Genomic DNA, 18,346 nt, shown 5'->3' on the forward strand with positions numbered 1-18,346 from the left:
CCAACCTGACCGCCTCAATCTTGAATTCCTGCGAATAGCGTGCTCGTTTGTTTTGTGACATGCTTCTCTCCTTAACTGAATTTTAAACCCTCAGTAAGGGATACGTTTTATGCGGGCAAGCTCAATCTTGTCAGAGTCAGTACCCAGGCTACACCAGACCATACTGAATCTGTTAACCACCTTAGGACCGTTGCACGTTCACTAGCATTCGCCTGAAAACTCTATTGTTTGTGCTTTTTTGCCAGGCCGCTCAAATGCGTGTCCCTGGCTTGCTTCTTTCTTTGCTGCTCTATCTTCCTGCAAGGGCGACATCGAATAGCTACGCTATTGATATTGCCTTGCATAATCTCTTACCACCACTTTTGCTGCTTGCCTGTCCATATCTGTGCGCATCCACAATCACGACAGTTGAAGGCGTAGTCTACATAAAACAAGGGCAGAAAAATAGCATTCTTATTGTGACTTAATGCCTCACAATTAGCCATGACTGCTCCAACGGGTGCAGGCATCGCATAGACATCAAAACTTTCTTTCACAGGTATGCGGGCGCACCGCTTTTCCATGATTTCTGCCCGTCTTTGTTTTCCACTTTTCAATATGTTTCTACTTCTAAAATAAAACCCCGACAAGTGTTACCAGGACTTGCTGATCCATCCTTACTGCGTGGACCAGACTGGAGTCGAACCAATGTAACCGATGTAATCCTGATGGCATTCGGGTAAAACCAGATTGAACAAACCAGGACAAAATTTTGAAGTGAAGTTTCATTTTCGCAAAATGTAATCGCCTCAGCATTCCTGGCTTATTCAAAACCTTTACAAATCTATTTCCTGAACCACCCTATGACAAGAATTGCTGTGAACATTGCAAATGTAGTCACATGAGCATTCACAAGGTATTCAAAAAACTGCAACAATGATATTTATTGAATATGGCATGACAAGAACAGAAAGTGATATTACGTTACAAGTGTAATCACATCAGCATTCATGCCATATTCAAAACCTGTACTGCGGCATCTGATTGCGGTATTGAGAAACACGGTACGACAAGGATTGCTTGCGATTTTTTTTGGATGTAATCGCCCGCGCATTCGTACTGCATTTCAAACTCAGGACCACACTCACATGGTCTTTGAATCACAGCATGACAAGGCTTAAAGGTGATGTTACAGTTTTCAGATGTAATCACATTTACATTCATGCTGCGTTCAAAAACTTTTACTACCTGGACTGGCGAGGCACATACTGCATTTTGCCCCGCCAGCGGTTCTCTAAATATCAATTGCCTTTACTTCACCTACCCAGTGCTCTGCACTTAGCTGACCGGCAGCAAAGGCAGCGATGATTTTAAATACGGCATCAGAAAAACCACCTACATTCAAAATATCATCTCTTTCTGCTGCCTGTGTCGTGCCATAAGGTGCAATGTCTATGCACACCAGTTTGGCTTGTGGATTGCGTTGTTTAAACACATTCCATTCCGTCATGGCGGCAGTAGTACGGCTACGGCCTGCATCCATCCAGGATTCATTGTCAGAGACAAAGATCACCAGGTCAGCTTGCGCTTTCTGTTTGTTCAACTGCACCAGTGGCGCACTGCAATTGGTGCCACCACCACCTATCGCCGCCAGCTTCTGCGCATTGGTCATCACGCTGTCACGTGGGTTCAAATTACATTTCACGACCTGTTCTTCAAACGGCAAGACCAGGGTCGATGGATTCTTGCGCAACATGGCAGCAGCTACCAGGGCAGCGATGTCTATGCAACGTACTGCGGTCGTGGCCGAGCCACGGTAGCCTGTGACAGCAGACGACATGGAACCAGACACGTCAGCACACACCACAACCTTGCCAAATATTTCTGGCACATTGCTCAAGGCGATTTCCATCGCATCTTGCAGCGCATTCTTGATCGGCAACGGTACTTCTTCATTGGCTGCCTTGTAAGCCGCCATCAACTGGTAAGGAAACACCTTGGCTTTGGCAATTGCCTCTGCATTACTCAATTTAGTGGCGATCAAGTCCACCATGCCAGGCAAGGCATACACGCCATGACGTCCAAAGGTGTTCAAGTTCATACGCAACATCTGCCAGCCAGCCTGACGGGCAATTTGCGCCCAGTCTTCTGTCGTCAAGTCCATCGCTGTCAGCATCTGGAAAGGCACATCCGGCAAGGCCAGGCTGCGGTCTTTCTTGTATGCTTCAAACGCTGCCACTACAGGTGGCAAGGATTCGGCCTTGTATGGCTTGCCTATCAACCAAGCAAAGAAGGCTTCACGCCATGCTTCGACAGGTTTTGGATGCACCATCTTCACGACATCAGCCAGTGATGGCGTAGTACCCACCGCTGCTGCCAGTAATTCTTTTTCGCTGGCAGTATTCAACCATGCCTGCACCAGTTTTTTAGGACGTGAACCCAGAGACTTACGTCCTATCGCACCTGAACGCAGTATCTGCACAAAGTTACGCAACATCTTGCCGTTGTTCATTACACGCTTGAAAGTACGTGGCAACTCGACTGCATTACGCATGGTCAGTGCTGCCACCAGCAAGGCTGGCATGTCTTTCATATAGCCACGCTCACGGCAGTAGATCGCAGTTTGCGCTACAAACAGTGGCGTTACCTCTTTAGTCAAATCCAGCACTGTTGCCAGTTGCGCCTCTGCGCTAGCGTAGTAAGTCGCGTTCAGGCATCCAGTGGCTGCATATTGCGCCAGCTTGTGTTCGGCAGTGAACTTGTAGGCCGCTACGCCAGAAAAATTTGTTGTATCGGTGACTGGCAAAAATTTGTTTGTCAGTGAGTTTTTTAAACTCTGGAACAATTGTGTGTTAACCATTTCATTTCCTTTTTTCTTTTTATTAAACTCTTTCAGATTTTTCCAATCTGGTGGACACGACGGGATTCGAACCCGCACAATGCAACAACCAGAGCATTACTTCTGGCCACTGTCATGATTGGAAACGCGCGCCAGTTGACACCCTTACGGGGAGCGGCAACCTGCATCTGCAACCTTGCTCATGACAATACTTAGACTGCATCTGGTTTTATCCAGCCCACCCAGGACTCAATCGTTTTCGGTGGTGGCACTCCCTTCATGCCTGCATGCCCTACACTCCATCTATTGCAATGGGCGTGCCAGGTCTGTGCCGTAGCGCCCAATATCCGCTTAAGTTATTGATTTAAATGGATAAGTAAAGAAATAAGCGAAATTTCGCAAGGCCAGCCCATAGTCACTATTTCCTATATAATTATCCGAATAGATAAACCTTTATCCCAATATGATCAAGAAGAAAAAAGTCGTCATCGGTTTTATAGGCACACAACTCGATAGTGGCCGGGGCAGTGGTCGCTGGGAAAAATGGCGACCCACGGTTGCGCTGACCCAGCATGAAGACATCGTCATAGACCGCATTGATTTGCTGTACAGCGGTCAACATGAGCTCTTGCTCGCACAACTGGAAAAGGACATCGCCGATACCTCGCCAGAAACGAAAGTACGTTCACATCAGTTAGCAATACAGGATCCCTGGGATTTTGAAGATGTGTATGGCTGCCTGTTTGACTTTGCCAGGTCTTATCCCTTCGATACCGACAAAGAAGAATACTGGGTGCACATCACCACTGGCACTCACGTCGCGCAAATCTGCCTGTTCCTGATGACCGAGGCCAGTTACCTGCCTGGCAAGCTCCTGCAGACTTCGCCGCCACGGCGGCAGACCAAGGGCAATTTTGGTGAGATGACCATCATTGACCTGGACCTGTCACGCTATGACCAGATTGCCCAGCGTTTTAGCCGTGAGCAGGAAGAAGGTGTAGCATTTCTGAAGTCTGGCATTGCCACCCGCAATGCGCGCTTCAATACCATGATTGATGAAATAGAACGCGTGGCCATCAAGTCCAAGGCAGCCATCCTCCTGATGGGGCCTACTGGTGCGGGAAAATCTTTCCTGGCGCGACGTATCTTTGAATTGAAAAAAGCCAGGCACAGACTGGAAGGCAAGTTTGTCGAAGTCAACTGCGCCACCCTGCGCGGTGATGGCGCGGGCTCTACCCTGTTCGGCCATATCAAGGGCTCATTCACCGGTGCCATGTCTGACCGCCCCGGTTTGTTGCGGACGGCGCATAAAGGCTTGCTGTTTCTCGATGAAATTGGTGAGCTGGGCCTGGATGAACAAGCCATGCTGCTCAAGGCGGTAGAAGAAAAACGTTTCTTCCCGGTTGGTGGCGACCATGAAGTGCAAAGTGATTTCCAACTGGTGGCGGGTACCAACCGCGATCTGGGCAAAGAAGTGGCGGCAGGCCGTTTCCGTGAAGATTTGTATGCGCGTATCAATCTATGGTCATATGAATTGCCTGGCCTGAGTGGGCGGGTAGAAGACATTGCGCCGAATATCGATTATCTGCTGTCGCAATACAGTGCAGAGAACGGGCAGATGGTGCGCTTCAATAAAGAAGCGAAAGACAGCTATATGGAATTTGCCACTTCGGCCCAGGCCGTGTGGGCAGGCAACTTCCGCGATTTGTCAGCCTCAGTCACACGCATGGCCACGCTGGCTGACGCGGGGCGCATCAATGACCAGAATGCAGTTGAAGAAATCAAACGCCTGCAACGCCTATGGTCACACGCACATGAAGGCGATGGTGGAAGCCATGAGCTGGATTTGCATGACTATCTGGATGCACAACAGGTCGCCCAACTGGATTTATTCGATGCGGTGCAATTGCAGGCCGTGCTGGTAATCTGTGTGCGCTCTAAAAACATGTCGGAAGCTGGCCGTAAATTGTTTGCCGCGTCACGCAGCAACAAAGCCAAGCCGAATGATGCAGACAGGCTCAAAAAATATCTGAACAAGTTTGGCTTGCAATGGGATGCCTTGCACAAAAATGGATGACAGACGCAAGTTTCAGTTATGCCGCTCTATGATGACGTAGCCGTTTTCTGCCGTGCAAAACTGGTTGAAGCCCCTGCGGCTCAGCATCTTCATCATGTTTGACCCTGTCTTGCATGCCGCGAACAGACGACGGTTTTTAAAATGCATGCAAAAGAAATCGGTCATGGCGCCACCTATGCCCAGGCCACGGTATTCGTCTGCCACCACCATGGCATGCAATTCACGTTCCGAACCCTGCAGGTTATCAACACCGTACAGCATGAAAAAGCCGGCCATGCGTCCATTGATGATGGAAACCCAGAATTCGACTGGCACTTTTTGCTGGCCGCCAGCCCAGGTATGCCTGACTGTCTGGCCCTCAACGATGCCTTGGCGGAAGGCAGTAGCCAAGGTGCGTTGCAAGACTGCATTTGAAATATCTTCGGACAGATCACCATTTTGCGCCCCGTTTACGGCCAGGTGTACGATGCCATCTGCGTCGTCTGGTAAAGCACGGCGTATGCTGGCTCTGTGACGTCTTTGCTGACGCATGAGCCTGATGTTTGCACGCAAGTATTGGGCATATTTCAGCAAGCGCTGGTGCATGCTATTGACGGTAATCACCAGCACCGCAATCAAGCCATACAGCAAAATACTCTGGGCAATATCGAATACCAGCAGCATCAGACTGCCAGACTGGAATACCTGGCTAAAAACCTGTGCTCTTGCCAGACTGGACAACACCACCAAAAAAACCGTCATGCGCCGCGACAGCAAGGCAGCACTCATCGCTACCGGGAAAATATAAAACGGCGCATAAAAACTATACGGCCCGGTGAACTCGTCCAGGCAGTACAGCAGTGATTCAAGCAAAAGCAGGCCGCAAAAGACCCAGCGTGCATCGAGTTTGAGCAGTCTATTTCTGGCAGCGGCAAATAATACGGGGGAAAACATCGGGCTATATCCATTTTTCAACCAGCGCGATAGTCTGCCAAGCGCATCAAATAAGCAAGTATTTTATTGTCAAAGTAGTCTCAATTTGTTACCAGTTATTTCTACTCAATAATACAAGTATTTTTTTCCTGCGAGATACCCTGAGGAAAATCAGATAGAATCCTGCCCTTTCCCATAATGCTGTACTTCCATGCAGTATTTCATCGTGTCAACCGCCCCACGCTTGGTGCGCTTAAGTAAGAAGTAATTGATTTGGCTCACCTCAGGATAGCCCGCATCCGGCATCAGCTTGCATATACATGTTAAAAAAACTCGCCAAACTTAGTCCTCTGCTCTTTTTTGCACTGGTCAGCCTTTCCTTTGTTGATCTTTCTTTTTTTGACCACCCTTTTTTCAACTCCCTCCATTTTCCAACGCAGAGTACGGGTGATTTTTCCGCTTGCCGCCAGTTCTTTGCCAAAGGGCATGTACCGGCCATGCGCGCTACTACCGACATGCGCCCGCGCGCCTTGTGTTTCTCGGCATTTGCAGTCATGCATTCTGGCAAGAGCCATACCCCTATTTATGTAGCGGAGAGGCTGAATCGCCAGATCATCTACAAAGCCAGGGAAAACGAGCGCAGTGACCAGTTCTATGCCGATGCCAGACTACCCCGCGCAGAACGGGCCGAACTGGATGACTACAAGGGTTCTGGCTATGACCGTGGGCATATGGCACCGGCTGCCGACATGGCAGACAGCACCGCAATGGCGCAAAGCTTTTCGCTGGCAAATATGGTGCCACAGGCACCAGTGAACAACCGCAAGACCTGGGCTGCCATAGAAAAAGCCACGCGTCAGTATGTGTTGCGCGCATCAGGTGACGTATATGTGATTACCGGCCCGGTTTACGACTCGCGACCAGCGACAATTGGAAACAATAAGATTTGGGTGCCCAGATATCTGTTCAAACTGATCTATGACCCCGCAACTGGCCGCGCCTGGGCCTATTGGGTCGAAAATACAGACCAGGCACATGCCAGCAAACCCATAAGCTACAAGGAGTTGGTCAATAAAACCGGGATACAGTTCCTGTCGCTGCCTGAAAGTGATAACAGCTAGCAAGTCCTAAGATTGATTGTATGGAAAACAGCAGAAAAGCGCTCTATTTTGTCCCACTTGCAAAAAACTGTAATAAACTTTGTCGCTTAATGAAAAGATAAGTAGCCTGTTTTCTTCAGTTTTCCTGTTTTGGGTCGCAGATACCGGCCCTGCCCTTTATTAAAGGAAAAATCCATGAATCTCGTAGAACGCGCGAAAAACATCACCCTGACGCCAAAAACAGAATGGCCCGTTATCGCTGCTGAAACCACCAGCACGGCAGACATCTTCAAGAACTACGTCGCCCCTCTGGCTGCCATCCCTGCTGTTTCCAGTTTTATCGGCATGAGTATTATCGGATTCAGCGTCCCCTTGCTGGGTAGTATGAAGCTGCCCATCCTCGCCGGCATTACAGCGATGGTGATGAGCTTTGTATTTGCCCTGGTCGGTGTTTATCTGATATCGCTGATCATCGATGCCCTGGCACCCCAATTCGGCGCGGAAAAAAATCCCGCACAAGCATTGAAGGTAGCGGCGTATTCTTTCACTCCGGCATGGCTGGCAGGCGTACTTTCGCTGTTGCCAGCACTGAGCTTGCTCAGTTTGCTGGCTGGCGCCTACGGCATTTACCTGATGTACCTGGGTCTTCCTGTGCTGATGAAAGGTCCCCAGGAAAAAGCAGGGCCCTACACCGCCGTATCTATCGTATGTTCCATCGTATTAATGGTCGTGTTTAACATGGTCATTGGCGCAATTGGTGGCAGCGCGATGTATGGGGCAGCCAATATGCATGCCTCGCACACCTCTGTCGCAACCAGTGGTGCACTGGGTGAGCTCGAAAAAATGGGCCAGAAAATGGAAGAGGCCAACAAGAAAATGGAAGCCGCTAAAAAATCTGGCGACCCTCAGGCTGAAATGAAAGCCGCAACTGAAGCCTTAGGCGTGGCACTGGGTGCAGGCAGCCAGGCAGAAGTCGTCGATAAGGACAAGCTGAAAGCCCTGTTCCCTGAAACCATAGGCAATTTGAAGCGCAATAGCCTGGAGGGTGAAAAGTCTGCCATGGGCGAATTCAAGGTCTCCAAGGCAGAAGCCCGCTACGGTGATGAAAACAATCATCAGATCAGAATGACGATCACTGATACTGGTGGCAGCAAGATGTTTGGCACCATGTTTGCCTGGGGCATGATAGAGCAGGACAAGGAAACCGATACTGGCTATGAAAAGATGGGCAAGGTCAATGGCCGCCCTACCCATGAGAGATTCCAGAAAGATGGTCCATCGGGCGAATACAGCCTGCTGATCGCTGGTCGCTTCATGGTGGAAGCCCATGGCGACAATGTCGATATGGCGACTATCAAAACCGCCTCAGCGGCGGTTGGTTATGACAAGCTGGAAGCGATGAAGAATGAAGGTCTGAAACAATAAGGCAAAAAGGCTGAAAGTTAAGTTTTCATATCAAGCAACCAGAAAGGTGCACGTATCATAAGAATCAGTGCTGATCTGAATCTGTCAATAGAACGGTAGTCGGCAGCAACGGCGTCGACTATCAGTTTCGCTCCTTCGGTTTTATCCCCCCTCTGTGTATTGATTTGAGCAGTAGTCAATTTGGCTTATTCCAGTTGGAAGATGCTTGTGGCTTGGTAATATGGTCAATACCCGGGTCAAAGAAACTTTCTACTTTTAAACTCCGGATTCCCTCAGTAAATTGCTGCGTCAAACTGGCTGCAAAAAATAAACCTGTTTTTTTGTACAAAAAAAACCACATTGTGCGCCAGCGCACCGATGGAATATCGCCTGGGCTTTAGTCTGGCGATCAGGATTTAATTACGTAAAACCCATTTCTCCTCAAGAAAAAAATGTTTTCGTGACTTTCCAGACAGCAAAAGAATTTCCACTGAATTTACATTACTTAGAAAGAATATCCATGAGCAAAATAAAAGCACTTCCCGCTGCAATGGCCCTACTGTTTTGCGCAGGCAGCGCAATGGCTGCAGACTATAACCCATCCTGGTATGTCGGTGGCAGCGTCCACGCAGCAGAAACAGATGAAACCTTCGGTGCGGGTAACCGTGGCTATGGTGTTGGCCTGCGTTTGGGCAAACCACTGGCGGAAAACTGGGATGCGCAAATCAATACAAACTATACGCGCTCCTCAGACAACGGCAGGCGTTATCAACAAAATGCCCTTGGCGTTGACGTGCTATATCTGTTTTCCCGCGAAGCATTCCGTCCTTACCTGGTGTTAGGCATTGCAGCAAACCGAGACAGAAGCAATGGCGGCCTGAAAGCTGGTGACAGCACAGCACCTGCAGTCAGCGGCGGTGTAGGTGCTCAGTTTTCTCTGAACGATCAATGGTCTGCGCAAGTAGAATGGCGCAAAGTGCATGGCTATTTGCATGGCAATGACTTTGGCTTTAGCCAGGCCAGCAATTCCCACCTGTCATTTGGCCTGAACTATGCGTTCGACAAACCAAGGGCCGCGGTCAAAACTGCCAGCTATACACCGCCTCCTCCACCAGAACCAGTCGTTGTGCAAACACCACCGCCACCACCTGCGCCAGTTGCCCCACCGCCACCGGTCTATCAGAAAATCACGCTGTCTGCGACCGAGCTGTTTGCCTTCAACAGTTCATTGCTGAGCCTCCCTCAACCAAAACTCGATGACATCGCTGCAGCGCTGAATGCCAATCCGCAAATCAACCAGGTCGTGATCACTGGCTATGCAGACCGCATCGGTTCAGATCAATACAACTTGAAATTGTCTGAGAAGCGTGCCAATTCCGTCAAAACCTATCTGAACGATAAAGGAGTTGATGGACAAAGATTGAATGCCGTAGGCAAAGGTGAAAGCAATCCAGTCGTTGTTTGCAACAACAAAAAACGTGCTGACCTGATCGCTTGCCTGGAACCAAACCGTCGTGTAGAAATTGAGCAATTTACAGTTGAAAAACGCGTAAAATAATCAACAACGTACAAGAAGAAACGGGAGCCTCAGCCCCCGTTTTTTTATGCATGATCAAATTCTTTTAAGTTACCACCGTGCATGCTGTGCAAAATCAAAGAGATGATAGCGTACTTATTTAAGGCAGCTCTGCTTGAGTACTGGTAGTCAGCCTGGCATGGCATCAGCAAAGAATATTAAAATCAGGAATTAGACAGAACTTCATTGGTTTCGTCCGGCTGGCTATAGCCGCGAATTCTTTTGCAGTGTTGCTTATTCGGTTCATGTGGATGTTCTCGGCTACAGCCGCTCTTAGAACCTGTTCGAGATCTTTTTTGATCACCCGCGCCGCAAGAGCAAAGTGAGGAATGCCAAATTAACGAATTGCAAGCTGGTATTCAATTGTCGCTCACAGTTTTTCCAAAGGCGATGGCATTTCTCAAGCCAGGCAAAAGAGCGTTCCACCACCCACCGCTGAGGCATGACACTAAAGGTGTGGAGTTCATTGCGCTTGGCAACTTGTACGGACGCCCCCAGAATTTGATGGACACCCTCAGCAAAAGGCCGCCCCGTATAACCACCATCGACGAGCACGCTGGCAACCTTGCCCAAGGAATGCTTGTGCTGCTCAAACGCTTCCAGTGCTCCCTTTCTATCCGTGATGTCGGCTGTTGTCACGGCAATGGCATGAGGTAGCCCCTCTGTGTCAACGGCAATATGGCGCTTGATTCCTGATATTTTCTTCCCTGCATCGTAGCCTTTGTGTTTTGCCGTATCCGTGTTTTTGACACTATGGGCGTCAACGATCAAAAAGGTGCTGCGTACGTTCCGACCATGTTTGGTACGGGCAAAGCCAACCTGACTTTTTAAAGCCTGCGCCAGCAGGCTTAACTCACTTCCCAACAGCTTCTCTTTCCATTGCTTAAAGTACGTGTACACCGTACTTTTAGGAGGAAAGTCGCTCGGTATCATGTCCCACTGGCAGCCGCTTTTTAACACGTACAATACCGCGTAAAAAACATCATATAAATCCACTTGGCGCGGCTTGGTTTTCTTGCGCGCGCTCAGCGGAAAATCTTCTATCTTCGCAAACTGTTATCGCTTGGATAGATTTTTCTCATCTCCCAAGTCCACGCAATACTCTTTATGTTTACAATAAGATCTCGAATAGATTCTTGTAGTAAATCGTGGCGGGCTGCAAGAGCAGGTTCTTTATGGTTTTTCTTTATCTACAAGCGGCAAGAACCGGATTGCGCATCAACATATAGCATTGACTGTATGATCACCCAAACGGATTCAATTTGCTCAATCCCGGACAGGTAGCACCTTGCACAAAGAATTAAGCCAGCAAACTGACTGCTGGCGTACTATGGGCGAAAAAAAACGCTGTCAGGCGACAGCGTTTTTTCAACCAAGCTGAGTCTTATTTCAGACGCATGTCATTTTTCACTGAACGTACGCCTTTGACGTTACGTGCAATGGAGACTGCTTTTTCAATATTGGCACTGGAAGTCACAAAGCCGCTGAGCTGCACCGTACCTTTGAATGTTTCGACATTGATCTCCATCGATTTCAATGTTGGTTCATTAAAAATTTCAGCCTTGACCTTGGTTGTGATGACGGAGTCATCAACATATTCACCAGTGCCTTCTTTTGTCGATGTTGAAGCGCAGCCAGTAATTACCATCAGGGAACCGACGAATACCATAGCCATCATGCGTTGAGCGATTTTCATTTTTTTCTTTCAGAGATTAATTAAAATTACATACATTAATTGAACACAAAGCCGTTTGGTGCATAGCGCTTCCAGTACGGCTTTGTGTTGAAGCAAACTTATTTACCGAATTTCGATTTTGCTGCTGCGACACAGTTATCTTTACCTTGACCAGACAAGGCATCACATTTTTCTATCGCAACTTTGTATTCTGCATTGACCTTATCGTCATTGGCATCAACACGGGCATCGACTACTTTTTTATCAGCTTTAGCATTTGATACGGCGGCGACTTTATTGGATTTGGCTTGCTTGATGCAGACATCTTTATCATTGCCAGTCATGCTGCCACATTTGGCTTTCTCTACATCATAGTCAGCATCGGCAATATCTTTTCTTGCGCTTGTGCGTGCTGCTACGGTATTTTTATATTCCGCTTTGGCATTTGCTTCAGTATGTACACGGGCAGCTTTTGCTTCAGCAAGACAGACATCTTTTGGGTTGCCGGTAATAGCGTCGCATTTGCTTTTTGCCAGTTTGAACTCAGTAGTTGCAGCTTCTTTTGCAGCAGTGTAGGCAACTGATTTTTCATCTGCGGCAGCCCAAACAGCACTACTCAGCGTGGCGGTACAAACCAACATCATGGCGATTTTCTTATTCATAATTTCCCTCTTAGGTGTGAATGTCCGGCAGTTCAACTGGCTACCGTCAACAATTGCAGCGTCGGAAAATTCCGATGGCCTAATTTTGCAATCTGGGCAATAACATATCTGTGCGGTATCGAACATTCGCGAATATTTATTTCATTTACATGTCTATATATCTATTTTCCTCCTCTTAACCTGCTCTTGTCCTGCTCTTGCCCTTTATTTTGAAATTTTTTTTTTGCAGAGTGTGCCAGCGTACAGATCCTATTTAGAGAAGCGCTTAAATTAAGCACATGCCTCAGATAAATCAATTTTTATCTGAATTCAATCTCAGAAACCAAGGAAGAATCATGAACAAAGAACAAATCGAAGGCGTAGCTAAAGATATCGCCGGTAAAGTTCAAGAAGGTGCCGGAAAAATTATCGGTAGCAAAGAGCAACAAGCCAAAGGCCTTGAAAAACAGGTGGAAGGCAAGCTTGAGAAAAAAGTTGGCGACGCCCGCGAAGTGATTGAAGACACAGTCAAAAAAATTACCAATCCATGATAGTGAGGCTCAACTCTGGCAATGACGGTTTTCGCCAGAGTTGAGCCTGATTTACCGAGGGAGCCAGAGATCATGATGACCAGCAATGAAAATATGCCGCTGAGCAATGCAGGAGTACCGCCCAATTACCCCAAGCATCCTCTTACACGAAGAGGTGACTTCACGATGCAGCCACAGAAAAAACCATTCCTTCACCGCTGGAATCATGACATTAATTCAGTCATCACTACCGGCGCGACTATCGGCATGGTAGTCGGCAGTGTGCTCGGTATGGTGAATGCGACGCTGGCCGTTGTTATATCGCCGTTCATTATTCCTGGCCTGAATTTATTGGTGACACAACCACTGGAAGCTGCCGTCATAGGCGCTGTTCTTGGCATACTGTTTGGTGCCATTGTCGGGTCCTTGCTGGGCTGGGGCGTTTCCAGCCAAAACAACGAACAAATAGAAACCGACGTCGAATCTCATGCAAGCTTTTGCCCGATACAGGAAGAAAGCGATAAAGACCGGGTAAAGGCATGGAAAGATCAGCATGGCGAATATGCAAATATCTAAGTCTTAAGCCATACAAAAAAAACTTGGCGAATGCAGCATTAACCAACGCCTGGGGTTCCGTACATAATTCGCAAAAATTGGATCTTAGGACCTTAAATAAGCGCTCTAAACACTAGCTTAATCTTACTAAAATAAAGGCTATATCATGTTCACAATATTGCTCGTCATACTTATCCTGGCCCTTGTAGGCGCACTGCCAACCTGGCCTCATAGCCGCTCGTGGGGATATGGGCCAAGTGGCGTTACTGGCTTGATCGTTATTATCCTCGTTATCTTATTACTGACTGGTCGCTTGTAAGCCCTATAAGTCTTCAGGCTTGAAAAATATTCCATACAGTTCCTTGATCTTTAAATTTCTCACTTTATAAGAGGAGTCATCATGAAAACGACAAAACAGTTAATGGCCGGCCTTGTATTTGCGCTCGTCAGCGCTGCAATACTGAGTCCTGCGCAGGCTGCAGATACTGATCCCAACGCAACCTCCCAGAATGGAGATCCGCAACGCTGGTATCAGGAAGAAATGACGCCTATGGCTTATTTCAAGACCTTAAAAAAAGAAGCTGAAGCTGTCTATCAGTTATCGGTCGCTGAATGCAGGCGCATGGCACGCAACCAACAAAGCACATGCCTTAGCGAAGCAAAAGCGACAATGCAACAAGATATGGCTGATGCCTATAGAAAATCAGGTATTCGCCAACGTTAAGCGCGGTTCCTATGTTTCTATTTAAAAGCTGGCCTGGCGAAGAAAATATACTGTCTTCACCAGGTCTTGTTAATTGACAATCAGCAAACTGTACCCCTGGCTACGCTACTGCTGACGCAACAAGATTTGGTAAGGATTAACTATGAACGCCAAGCGTAAGGTCACCCGCGTCCTCGCGACGGGCACAGCAAGCATCGCTACTGTCCTTATGTTTAATGCTTGCAGTACCCTGCCAGAAATCAATTACCTCGATCCGGCTCTTGACCATCCACAGAAAACGGCTGATGCAAAACCGACCATCAATAATGCCAAGGGCGAACTCAGCACCTCAAAAGCGCAGGCACTGATGCGGCAGCGCTGGAAAAATTCTGGTACCGGACTGGCGAACATGCAGGCTTTGGCCGCATTGGAAGAAGCTGTCACCGGCAGCCCGCTAATTGCTGGCAACCAGGTGACTTTGTTATTTGACGGCCCGCAAACCATGGCAGCCATGATGGCAGCGATACGGCAAGCGAAAGACCACATTAATCTGGAAACCTATATCTTTGACCAGGATGAGCTTGGCCTGGAATTTGCCAAACTGCTGATAGAAAAGCAGCAAGCCGGTGTGCAGGTGAATATCATCTATGACAGCGTAGGCACCATAGGTACGCCACAAAAATTCTTTGATGACATGAAAGCCGCTGGCATACAACTGCTGGCGTTCAACCCCATCAACCCCACCAAGTTACAAGGCCCATGGTCACCGAACCGGCGCGATCACAGGAAAATCCTGATCGTCGATGGCGAAGTCGCTTTCACTGGTGGTGTCAACATCAGCGCCACTTATGCGAATAGCTCGCTATTTCGCTCTAAATCGCGAAACCCTGATAAAGTGGGCTGGCGTGACACCCATATCCAGGTGACCGGCCCTGCGGTTGCGGCCTTGCAGTGGATATTTCTTGATACCTGGCTCAGTGTCGATGATAAATCACCGGCAGACAAATTGTATTTCCCGGCCTTGAAAAACCAGGGCAACAAGATGGTGCGCGTACTTGCCAGTGAACCTGACAGCAACCCGGCTATCTACAAAGCCTATTTACTGGCGATACAGGAAGCACGCGACACTATCCACATCACTTCCGCTTATTTTGTGCCGGATGCACAAATATTGAAAGCCTTGATTGCCGCAGCCAAGCGCGGGGTCGATGTGAAAATCATCATGCCTGGCGTGACTGACAGCGGCCTGGTGTTTCATGCCGGCCAATCCTTTTACAATGAAATGCTGGCAGGCGGGATCAAGGTGTATCAACTGAATACTTCCGTGCTGCATGCAAAAACCGCAGTCATCGACCAAGTATGGTCAACAGTAGGTTCCACCAATATAGATACGCGCAGTTTTTTGCACAATAAAGAAGTGAATATCGTCGTCATCGATACTGAGTTTGCAGTGGCAATGGAAAACGCCTTCAAGGAAGACTTGCGTTTATCTACCGAGATCACTCTGGAAACCTGGCAACAGCGTCCACAAATGAACAAACTCAAGGAATGGCTGGCCAGGCGGTTTGAATACTGGTTGTAATTGCGCAGAGTGGTGCTTCTTGCTATCGGCTTCGTGGCCACTAACTGATGACAGCAATAAAAATAAAACAGGTGTGCGCTTGATAAAAGCGCACACCTGTTTTTCATTGGCTGAGGTGCGGGAAAATCCGAAAAATTAATTCACATCCTGCCACTCAGCGAAAACTATTATTTCTTCTTGTCAGATGCCGGTATCTTTGCCACTTTCTGCGGGGTGATTGAAACAGCCACGGGGTCACTGGCCGGGAAACTTTCATCCAGCGCTTCATCCAGATCATCTTCCTTCTTCTTGATGTCTTTCTTCTTCTGTTCTGGTTCGGGTTTCACAGGTACAGGTTTTTCGTTCAATTCATTTGTCATGATATTTTTCTCACATGGATAAAGTAAAACTTCCCCACACCAATGAAGAATGCGGGGAAGTGTGAAGCGATAAAGACATGTCAAAGGAATGACTAGTTTTTAACTTTCAGATTGTTGATCACGCTTTGCACACCAGAGACGCTTTTGGCCACTTCAATGGCATGCGTTGCCTGCAATTCATTATCAACAAAACCACTCAGTTGCACTTCACCTTTGCGGGTAACTACGGCAACGTCCATGCTTTTCATCTGCGTATCCTGCAACATGGCTGTTTTGACACCGGCAGTAATGACGCTGTCGTCTATCTTGTTGCCGACGGTTTGCGTGCCCTGCTTCAGAACGAGTTTGTTATCGACCTTCTTGACGCCCTGCACAGCCATCGCCACAGCAACGCTGTGGTCAATCTGTGCCTGATTATCAGCAAAGCCACTCAGTAAAACTTCGCCCTTGCGGGTTTCAATTTTTACGTCTGCGCCTTTGATGATGTCATCAGACATCAACGCAGTTTTGACTTTTGTGGTAATGACAGAGTCATCAATTTCCACACCGATAGTAGTTGAGGCGCTTGCTGCCGTGCCATCTGGCGCCTTATTACAACCCGCCAATATCAGCAAAGAAGCAGATAGCACGGGCAAGATATATTTGGTACGCAATTTAGTATGCATTATGTAGCTCATGATCTTTCCTTTCTTTCTTGATTCCTGCAATTAGCGTGGCAAGACCTTGCCGTTGACATCAGACAAAATGATCTCTACACGACGGTTCAACTGGCGGTTTTGCGCTGTATTATTTTCAGCAACAGGGAAGGCTTCGCCGTAACCCTTGGTTTCGATACGATCACGCGATACACCCATCAACACCAGCGCACTACGTACCGCGTTGGCACGACGCTCTGACAAATCCTGGTTATGTGCCTGTGTGCCAGTATTGTCAGTATGTCCTTCGACCAGCACTGTTCTTTGCATATTATTTTGCAATACAGTCGCCAACTTTTGAACGGTACGCATACCATCTGGGTTCAGTTTGGCTTGATCCACACCGAACAACACATCGCCCAGAGTGATCACAATGCCGCGCACTGTCGTTTTGGCTTGCAAGTCAGCCAGTTGTGATTCCAAGGCGGCGTTACGGTTTTGCATTTCCAGTGCTTTTGCCTGTTCTTCCTGCGCCTTGCGCTGGGCTTCACCTGCTTCACCTTGTGCTATCTGCGCAGCCAGGCGGGCCTGATCAGCTTGTGCCTTGGCTTGGTCAGCCTGCATTTTTGCTCTGTCAGCCTCGTTGGTACGTTGCTCCAGACGGATCTGGTCACGCGCTTTAGCAGCATCAGCAACGGCAGCCTCTGCCTGTTTTTGCTTGGTCAGCTCTTGAGCCACGCCTATTTTTTGTTTGGCAATATAAGCCAGACGATCAATTTTTTCTGAGCTTTCATTGTCTTTGGCCGCTTTATTGGCATCGTTCATTGCCACATCGGCCTGCCGCATTTCTAAAGGAGCCAGGGTAAGCACATTTGGATTATTTTGGGCTGCTTGATAATCCATGCGTGTCTGGTCTAGCAGACTGGTAGTTTTTGGTGCTGTGCTGCAAGCGGAAAGCAGCATTGCCGTCATCAGGACGATGGGTGCAAATATTTTCTTATTCATGATGTATCCTTAAAATGTAATGGCAGACTCTGCAGTAGAGTTGCTGACGAATTTTTTTTGCTTATTGTTGTTGCTTATTCTTATTACTTATTCTTATTGAGTGTTCTTATTGCTTGTTGTTTGCGCGTTGAAGCTCTTCGCGCAAAACGCGGATATCGTCTTGCAGCGCGTTGGCAGCTTTTTCTGCTTTTGCAGAGTTAGCTTTGGCTTGTGCCAGCTTGGCATCAGCCTGAGCCTGTGTTGCCAAGTCACTGGCGAGCTTATAATCTTTGTCTTGCATGGCTTTGTTTGCCAACGCCATTTTTTGACGTGCAGAATTCATTTCTGCTGGTGCGAATTCACTGCCACCTGCGACAGCAGCGTTATCGACTGCTTCTTTAGAGACGGCAACTTCTGCCGTAGCAGGTGTTTTCATGCTGCTGGCGCAACCCATCATGATGACCATGCTGGCGCTGCATACTGCCAAAAGACCAGTTTTCAAGTTTTTGTTCATTTTTATTCTCCAGTAGATAAGTATCTGTGCTCTTGCAAACCCCATTTAAGTCACATTTTCTGTGATCTTCGCCGTCTTTATACCGCTCAACATAAAACCAGGTCTGTTCGTTGCCGCACACTTCAAATGAGCGGTACAGATACTCGTTTCCACCGCTCTATGTAAAGTACTATGAGATGTGTGGCCCAATAGTGTATGTACGCTAACGAACTTACATTCCCCCGCTGACGTTTTATTATCAAAGCACAGCCGCTCCCATAGGTCATACCATCTTTTTTGCA

The 18,346-nt window shown here is 48.0% G+C and carries 17 protein-coding genes and 1 pseudogene; 9 read left to right on the forward strand and 9 right to left on the reverse strand.

Going from position 1 to position 18,346, the window contains the following annotated elements; genetic code table 11:
• Positions 1-1,273: 1,273 nt before the first annotated feature.
• Positions 1,274-2,839, reverse strand: a complete 1,566-nt coding sequence (locus ACO0LN_RS26670; protein WP_422979165.1) for a vWA domain-containing protein — start codon at positions 2,837-2,839, stop codon at positions 1,274-1,276.
• Between the two features lie 445 nt (positions 2,840-3,284).
• On the opposite strand from ACO0LN_RS26670, the gene rtcR reads away from it, so the two are divergent.
• Positions 3,285-4,895, forward strand: a complete 1,611-nt coding sequence (gene rtcR / locus ACO0LN_RS26675) for an RNA repair transcriptional activator RtcR (protein WP_422979262.1) — start codon at positions 3,285-3,287, stop codon at positions 4,893-4,895.
• Positions 4,896-4,907: 12 nt separating this feature from the next.
• Here rtcR and ACO0LN_RS26680 read toward each other — a convergent pair whose 3' ends face one another.
• Positions 4,908-5,828: a GNAT family N-acetyltransferase gene (locus ACO0LN_RS26680; protein WP_422979167.1), complete on the reverse strand. Its 921-nt coding sequence runs from the start codon at positions 5,826-5,828 to the stop codon at positions 4,908-4,910.
• Positions 5,829-6,127: 299 nt separating this feature from the next.
• On the opposite strand from ACO0LN_RS26680, the gene ACO0LN_RS26685 reads away from it, so the two are divergent.
• The 3 genes from ACO0LN_RS26685 to ACO0LN_RS26695 all read left to right on the forward strand — a co-directional run bounded on the left by ACO0LN_RS26685 (position 6,128) and on the right by ACO0LN_RS26695 (position 9,869).
• Positions 6,128-6,928 (forward strand): DNA/RNA non-specific endonuclease, encoded by an 801-nt coding sequence (locus tag ACO0LN_RS26685; protein ID WP_422979169.1) that lies wholly within the window; start codon positions 6,128-6,130, stop codon positions 6,926-6,928.
• A 174-nt stretch (positions 6,929-7,102) separates the two neighbouring features.
• Positions 7,103-8,332, forward strand: a complete 1,230-nt coding sequence (locus tag ACO0LN_RS26690; RefSeq protein WP_422979171.1) for a Yip1 family protein — start codon at positions 7,103-7,105, stop codon at positions 8,330-8,332.
• A gap of 499 nt (positions 8,333-8,831) precedes the next feature.
• Positions 8,832-9,869, forward strand: a complete 1,038-nt coding sequence (locus ACO0LN_RS26695; RefSeq protein ID WP_422979173.1) for an OmpA family protein — start codon at positions 8,832-8,834, stop codon at positions 9,867-9,869.
• Positions 9,870-10,187: 318 nt separating this feature from the next.
• On the opposite strand, the pseudogene ACO0LN_RS26700 reads toward ACO0LN_RS26695, so the two are convergent.
• The 3 genes and pseudogenes from ACO0LN_RS26700 to ACO0LN_RS26710 all read right to left on the reverse strand — a co-directional run bounded on the left by ACO0LN_RS26700 (position 10,188) and on the right by ACO0LN_RS26710 (position 12,350).
• Positions 10,188-10,969: pseudogene (locus ACO0LN_RS26700) on the reverse strand (IS5 family transposase).
• Positions 10,970-11,271: 302 nt separating this feature from the next.
• Complete coding sequence (locus ACO0LN_RS26705) at positions 11,272-11,583, reverse strand: BON domain-containing protein (protein ID WP_422979175.1); 312 nt, start codon at positions 11,581-11,583, stop codon at positions 11,272-11,274.
• A gap of 98 nt (positions 11,584-11,681) precedes the next feature.
• Positions 11,682-12,350: a hypothetical protein gene (locus ACO0LN_RS26710; protein WP_422979177.1), complete on the reverse strand. Its 669-nt coding sequence runs from the start codon at positions 12,348-12,350 to the stop codon at positions 11,682-11,684.
• Positions 12,351-12,559: 209 nt separating this feature from the next.
• On the opposite strand from ACO0LN_RS26710, the gene ACO0LN_RS26715 reads away from it, so the two are divergent.
• The 5 genes from ACO0LN_RS26715 to cls all read left to right on the forward strand — a co-directional run bounded on the left by ACO0LN_RS26715 (position 12,560) and on the right by cls (position 15,573).
• Positions 12,560-12,754: a CsbD family protein gene (locus tag ACO0LN_RS26715; RefSeq protein ID WP_422979179.1), complete on the forward strand. Its 195-nt coding sequence runs from the start codon at positions 12,560-12,562 to the stop codon at positions 12,752-12,754.
• Positions 12,755-12,826: 72 nt separating this feature from the next.
• Complete coding sequence (locus tag ACO0LN_RS26720) at positions 12,827-13,309, forward strand: hypothetical protein (protein WP_422979181.1); 483 nt, start codon at positions 12,827-12,829, stop codon at positions 13,307-13,309.
• 145 nt (positions 13,310-13,454) lie between these two features.
• Positions 13,455-13,607, forward strand: coding sequence for a DUF3309 domain-containing protein (locus ACO0LN_RS26725; RefSeq protein WP_422979183.1), 153 nt, complete (start codon positions 13,455-13,457; stop codon positions 13,605-13,607).
• An 81-nt stretch (positions 13,608-13,688) separates the two neighbouring features.
• Complete coding sequence (locus ACO0LN_RS26730; protein ID WP_422979185.1) at positions 13,689-14,012, forward strand: hypothetical protein; 324 nt, start codon at positions 13,689-13,691, stop codon at positions 14,010-14,012.
• Between the two features lie 142 nt (positions 14,013-14,154).
• The gene (cls, locus tag ACO0LN_RS26735; RefSeq protein WP_422979187.1) at positions 14,155-15,573 is read left to right on the forward strand and encodes a cardiolipin synthase; all 1,419 of its coding nucleotides are present in this window, start codon (positions 14,155-14,157) and stop codon (positions 15,571-15,573) included.
• 167 nt (positions 15,574-15,740) lie between these two features.
• Here the strand turns inward: cls and ACO0LN_RS26740 are convergent, their stop codons facing one another.
• The 4 genes from ACO0LN_RS26740 to ACO0LN_RS26755 form a co-directional block, all read right to left on the reverse strand.
• Positions 15,741-15,932: a hypothetical protein gene (locus ACO0LN_RS26740; RefSeq protein ID WP_422979188.1), complete on the reverse strand. Its 192-nt coding sequence runs from the start codon at positions 15,930-15,932 to the stop codon at positions 15,741-15,743.
• Between the two features lie 92 nt (positions 15,933-16,024).
• Positions 16,025-16,609 (reverse strand): BON domain-containing protein, encoded by a 585-nt coding sequence (locus ACO0LN_RS26745; protein WP_422979190.1) that lies wholly within the window; start codon positions 16,607-16,609, stop codon positions 16,025-16,027.
• Between the two features lie 30 nt (positions 16,610-16,639).
• A complete protein-coding gene (locus tag ACO0LN_RS26750; protein ID WP_422979192.1) occupies positions 16,640-17,572 on the reverse strand; it encodes an OmpA family protein in 933 nt (310 codons plus the stop codon).
• A gap of 106 nt (positions 17,573-17,678) precedes the next feature.
• The gene (locus tag ACO0LN_RS26755) at positions 17,679-18,065 is read right to left on the reverse strand and encodes a DUF4398 domain-containing protein (RefSeq protein WP_422979194.1); all 387 of its coding nucleotides are present in this window, start codon (positions 18,063-18,065) and stop codon (positions 17,679-17,681) included.
• Between the last annotated feature and the right edge of the window lie 281 nt (positions 18,066-18,346).

This window comes from Undibacterium sp. TC9W (assembly GCF_049339865.1).
GTDB lineage: Bacteria > Pseudomonadota > Gammaproteobacteria > Burkholderiales > Burkholderiaceae_D > Undibacterium.